Source organism: Kitasatospora sp. NPDC059599, assembly GCF_042735125.1.
Lineage (GTDB): Bacteria > Actinomycetota > Actinomycetes > Streptomycetales > Streptomycetaceae > Kitasatospora.
Map to the genome: position 1 here is coordinate 1 of NZ_JBHWCL010000271.1, position 4,809 is coordinate 4,809.

Here is a 4,809-nt window from a genome sequence, read left to right on the forward strand (position 1 = left end):
GTGGTGCGGTGGGCGGGGGAAGAGTCGGGGCTTCGGGTGGCGCCTGTGGCGGGCTGCGGGTGCGGGGTGGGGGGTGCCTGCGGCGGGCTGTTGTGGGCGAGGGGGGTCGGGGCTTGAGGGGTCGGGGCATGGGGAAGGGCCCCGACCAGGGGTGGTCGGGGCCCTTGTGTGTGGGTGGGGTCAGACGAGGGGGCGCAGGGCCGAGGGGCGGGAGTTCTCCGGTGCCGGGGTGGTCGTCGACGAAGGTGGCGTGGCGGCGGCAGGAGGCGTGGTGTTGTCGTGGACTTCGACGTGTTCGCGACGGAGTTCGTCCCGGATCACCTCCTCGGCGGTGTAGCGCTCGACGACGAGGCGGACGCGTTCGATGGGGGCGAGGTACTTGCGGACCACCGGGCGTTCCCCGCGGAGGGTGACCTCCTCGACGGCCTCGGCGATCTCCTTCTCGGTGAGCGAGGCGCGCTCGGCCTCGCCGACCGGCATCCGCTCGACCCGGACGCGTTCGCGGACCACCGGGACGCGGCGCTCGATCTGCTCGCTCGTCACGTACTTGCGCAGCTTCGCGGTGCCCACCGTGTGCCATTCGGTGGTGATGTCCAGCCGCTCCTCGCGGCAGGTGATCTCCACCGGCTCGTTGCGGGAGGCGGCGCCCGCGCCGGACGCGGGGGCGGCGGACGTCGGGGCGGACGTCGGGGTGGGCATCGGGGCGGACTGCGGCTTGGGCTCGACGATGGGTGCGCGTGTCGCGGCCGCCGCGGGCGTGGCGGCGGGCGCGGGGGTGCTGAGGGTGCGCACGCTGTCCTCCGTGGCGGTGCTGGTGCCGTTGGCGGCCGGGGCGGGCTCGGGGGAGCGGAGGGCGTGCGGCTTGGTGACGGCCGCGGCGGTCGCGGCCGCCGGGACGGCCGTCGTGGTGCCGAAGTCGTGGTCGCACTGCGCGGTCCGGCCGCTGTCCTCGCCGGCCGGGTGGTCGTCCACCGGGGTATCGAGGCCGTAGTAGCGGTACAGCTGGAGCTCCTGGGCGGGGGACAGGTGCTGGCCCACGCCGAAGTCCGGGGACTCCTTGACCAGTGACTTGTCGTACGGCACCCGGAGCTCGTCGCCGGAGAACTCGCTCGTGGTGAGCGGGACGAAGGCGTCCCGGCCGAAGATGCCGGTCCGGACGGCGGCCCATTCGGGCTGGCCGGTGGCGTCGTCCAGGTACACCTCGTCGACCGTGCCGATCTTGTCTCCGTTGCGGTCGACCGCCTTGTGGCCGATGAGGTCCCTGGGGTCGATGTCGGTCTGCACGCTTTCCTCCAGTGCGCTGAGCCAGCGGAACTCCCGCAGGAAGGCGGCAGGAGCGCCCGTCCCGTCCGCCACTCCACACCAAATGCCATGAATTGGGCGGGCGCGACCGGGGTGCGCCGGACGGGCTGCGGGCTGGGCCGTCCGGGGGACGCGCGTAGACCCGGGGTGACGGGAAGCACCCGTGATCGGATGGCCTCCCGCTGGTACCCTGGGCGGCGACCGCAGAGCCCGCTCGGGAGAGTCTCCGACCGCGAAAACCGCTGGTCGGGGCGCCGAAGGAGCAACTCCTCCCCGGAATCTCTCAGGCATCCGTACCGTGTGGGGTAGGTCACTCTGGAAAGCAGGGCAGGAGCGTCGGCACGGAAGCCGGCGATCACCACCCTCACCGACGGTGCAAGCCGACGGCGTGCCGCAGCGCGCCGTGCGGGCGAAGCTCTCAGGTCCCGATGACAGAGGGGGAGGCCTGACGGGTCCGCCCGCCGTGGCTCATTCGCTGTTCCGCAGCGAGGAAGGCCGGTAGGCGCGCGTACCCCCGCCGGTCCGTGACCAGGAGGCCTCGACCACCATGAACGCCCAGCCGAACGCGGGACGCCCCACCGGCGCCTCGACCCTCACCGAGCTTGAGCTGGCCAGCCCCTTCGAGAACCGCCACATCGGCCCCGACGCCGCCGCCCAGGAGAAGATGCTGGCGTCCGTCGGCTACGGCTCGCTGGACGAGCTCGCCGCCACGGCCGTGCCCGAGGCGATCCGCTCCATCACCGGCCTGGACCTGCCCGCGGGCCGGACCGAGGCCCAGGTCCTCGCCGAGCTGCGCGAGCTGGCCGGCCGCAACCAGGTCCTCCAGCCGATGATCGGCCTGGGCTACTACGGCACCTTCACGCCGCCGGTGATCCTGCGCAACGTCATGGAGAACCCGGCCTGGTACACGGCCTACACCCCGTACCAGCCGGAGATCTCGCAGGGCCGCCTGGAGGCGCTGCTCAACTTCCAGACCCTGGTCTCCGACCTGACCGGCCTGCCGACCTCCGGGTCGTCGCTGCTGGACGAGGGCACGGCGGCCGCCGAGGCGATGGCCCTGGCCCGCCGCGTCACCAAGGTCAAGGGCGGTGTCTTCCTGGTCGACGCCGAGACCCTGCCGCAGACCACCGCGGTGATCCAGACCCGTGCGGAGCCGACCGGTGTCGAGGTCGTCGTCGCCGACCTGTCCGACGGCATCCCGGCCGAGATCGCCGAGCGCGGCGTCTTCGGCGTGCTGCTGCAGTACCCGGGTGCCACCGGTGTCGTCCGCGACCTCACCCCGGTGATCGAGCAGGCGCACGGCCTGGGCGCGATCGTCGCCGTCGCCGCCGACCTGCTGGCGCTGACCCTGCTCAAGTCCCCGGGCTCGCTGGGCGCCGACATCGCCTGCGGCACCTCGCAGCGCTTCGGCGTGCCGATGGGCTTCGGCGGCCCGCACGCCGGCTACCTGTCGGTGCGCGCCGAGTACGCCCGCTCGCTGCCCGGCCGCCTGGTCGGCGTCTCCGTCGACTCCGACGGCAACCGGGCCTACCGCCTGGCGCTGCAGACCCGCGAGCAGCACATCCGCCGTGAGAAGGCCACCAGCAACATCTGCACCGCCCAGGTGCTGCTCGCCGTGATGGCCTCGATGTACGCCGTCTACCACGGCCCGGACGGCCTGGCCGACATCGCCCGCCGCACCCACCGCTACGCCGCGGCCCTCGCCGAGGGCCTGCGGGCCGGCGGCGTCGAGCTGCTGCACGGCGAGTTCTTCGACACCGTCACCGCGGTCGTCCCGGGCCGCGCCGCCGAGATCGCCGCCGCCGCCCGCGCCAACGGCATCAACGTCCACCAGGACGGCGAGGACCGGATCTCCGTCTCCACCGACGAGACCACCACCCGCGAGCACCTGGCCGGCGTCTGGGCCGCGTTCGGCGTCGACGCGGTCGAGGTCGCCGAGGCCGCCGACGCGCTGCCGGGCGCGCTGCTGCGCGAGGACGAGTACCTGACCCACCCGGTCTTCCACAGCCACCGCTCGGAGACCGCCATGCTGCGCTACCTGCGCCGCCTGTCGGACCGGGACTACGCGCTGGACCGGGGCATGATCCCGCTGGGCTCCTGCACCATGAAGCTCAACGCGACCACCGAGATGGAGGCGGTGACCTGGCCGGAGTTCGGTCAGCTGCACCCCTTCGCGCCGATCGAGCAGGCCCAGGGCTACCTGACCCTGATCCGCCAGCTGGAGCAGCAGCTCGTCGAGGTGACCGGCTACGACGCCGTCTCGATCCAGCCGAACGCGGGTTCGCAGGGCGAGCTGGCCGGTCTGCTGGCCGTCCGCGCCTACCACCACGCCAACGGCGACACCCAGCGCGACATCTGCCTGATCCCGTCCTCCGCGCACGGCACCAACGCGGCCTCGGCCGTGATGGCCGGCATGCGCGTCGTCGTGGTGAAGACCCTGGTCGACGGCGACGTGGACGTCGAGGACCTGAAGGCCAAGATCGAGCAGCACCGCGACAACCTGTCGGTGCTGATGGTCACCTACCCGTCGACCCACGGCGTGTACGAGACCGAGATCACCGAGATCTGCGCCATGGTGCACGAGGCCGGCGGCCAGGTGTACGTGGACGGCGCCAACCTGAACGCCCTGGTCGGCCTGGCCAAGCCGGGCAAGTTCGGCGCGGACGTCTCGCACCTGAACCTGCACAAGACCTTCTGCATCCCGCACGGCGGCGGCGGCCCGGGCGTCGGCCCGGTCGCGGTGCGCGCCCACCTGGCGCCGTACCTGCCGAACCACCCGCTGCAGTCGGAGGCCGGCCCGGCCACCGGTGTCGGTCCGATCTCGGCCGCGCCGTGGGGCTCGGCGGCGATCCTGCCGATCTCCTGGGCGTACGTCCGGCTGATGGGCGGCGAGGGCCTCAAGCACGCGACCCAGGTCGCGGTGCTGAACGCCAACTACATCGCCAAGCGCCTGGCGCCGCACTTCCCGGTGCTCTACACCGGCCCGGGCGGGCTGGTCGCGCACGAGTGCATCATCGACCTGCGCCCGCTGACCAAGGAGACGGGCGTGACGGTGGACGACATCGCCAAGCGCCTGATCGACTACGGCTTCCACGCGCCGACGATGTCCTTCCCGGTGGCCGGCACGCTGATGATCGAGCCCACCGAGTCCGAGGACCTGCACGAGATCGACCGCTTCTGCGACGCGATGATCGAGATTCGGGCCGAGATCGACAAGGTCGGCTCGGGCGAGTGGGTGGCCGACGACAACCCGCTGCGCAACGCCCCGCACACCGCCGCCGAGCTGGCCGGCGACTGGGCGCACGGCTACTCGCGGCAGGAGGCGGTCTTCCCGGCGGGCGTGAACCCGGCGGACAAGTACTGGCCGCCGGTGAGCCGGATCGACGGCGCGTACGGCGACCGCAACCTGGTCTGCTCCTGCCCGCCGCTGGACGAGTACGGCGTCTGACGGACCCGGGCGCCGGGAGCGCCCGGACGTTCGGCAGGGCCCCGGCGGAACTCTCCGCC

At 72.8% G+C, this 4,809-nt stretch carries 2 protein-coding genes and 1 riboswitch; of the genes, one reads left to right on the plus strand and one right to left on the minus strand.

Going from position 1 to position 4,809, the window contains the following annotated elements:
* Positions 1-180 precede the first annotated feature (180 nt).
* A complete protein-coding gene (locus tag ACFV04_RS43230) occupies positions 181-1,356 on the minus strand; it encodes a PRC and DUF2382 domain-containing protein (RefSeq protein ID WP_380536558.1) in 1,176 nt (391 codons plus the stop codon).
* A gap of 151 nt (positions 1,357-1,507) precedes the next feature.
* A riboswitch (glycine riboswitch) is annotated at positions 1,508-1,611 on the plus strand.
* A gap of 238 nt (positions 1,612-1,849) precedes the next feature.
* On the opposite strand from ACFV04_RS43230, the gene gcvP reads away from it, so the two are divergent.
* Positions 1,850-4,750 carry an aminomethyl-transferring glycine dehydrogenase gene (gene gcvP, locus ACFV04_RS43235; RefSeq protein WP_380347514.1) on the plus strand — a complete coding sequence of 967 codons (2,901 nt, stop codon included), beginning with the start codon at positions 1,850-1,852 and terminating at the stop codon, positions 4,748-4,750.
* Positions 4,751-4,809 lie beyond the last annotated feature (59 nt).

Coding starts and splice junctions, on each gene's coding strand:
- gcvP (WP_380347514.1), top strand. CDS start 1,850: ATGAACGCCCAGCCGAACGCGGGACGCCCCACCGGCGCCTCGACCCTC.